Below are 535 nucleotides of genomic sequence, written 5' to 3' on the forward strand. Positions count from 1 at the left end.
TGGGAGGTAAAGCCATGTTGAAATTAATCAAAAACTATTTGATTAAGGATTATAAGAAAAACATTTCTATTATCTTAGTTTTATCCTTATCATTAGCGATTGTATTCTCTAATGCAACAGCTAAATTAAGTCAAAGTGAATATGCGAAAAATATAATGGAAAGTAATTCGCCAATGTCACAATTAGATTTTATTAAATTGAGTTCAAGACAGATAGATGTCTTGAAAAGAGACAATAATGTCGAAAAAGTAAGTGTTATTAAAAATTATGCTGATGTAAATTTGGCTAAAAGCTACACTAGCCCCCTAATATCATATGACAAAGAATATTTTGAGTCTTATAATTTAAAAATAACTAAGGGTAGATATCCTAAAAATAAAAATGAGATTATTGTACCAGAAAAAATATTTAATTCAATGAAATATAATCTTAATCAAAACGTTACCATTAAGGCTAATAAGATCATAGAGAATCGTGAACAAGAGAAGGAATATTATAATTTTGACTTGAATGCTAAAGTGGTAGGTTCTTATTC

1 pseudogene is annotated in these 535 nt (G+C 26.7%); it reads left to right on the top strand.

Annotation, left to right across the window (positions count from 1 at the left end):
- Positions 1–14: 14 nt before the first annotated feature.
- A pseudogene (locus HMPREF0634_RS05870) lies at positions 15–535 on the top strand (hypothetical protein); the annotation flags it as partial.

The sequence above is a fragment of the Peptostreptococcus stomatis DSM 17678 genome (assembly GCF_000147675.1).
GTDB lineage: Bacteria > Bacillota > Clostridia > Peptostreptococcales > Peptostreptococcaceae > Peptostreptococcus > Peptostreptococcus stomatis.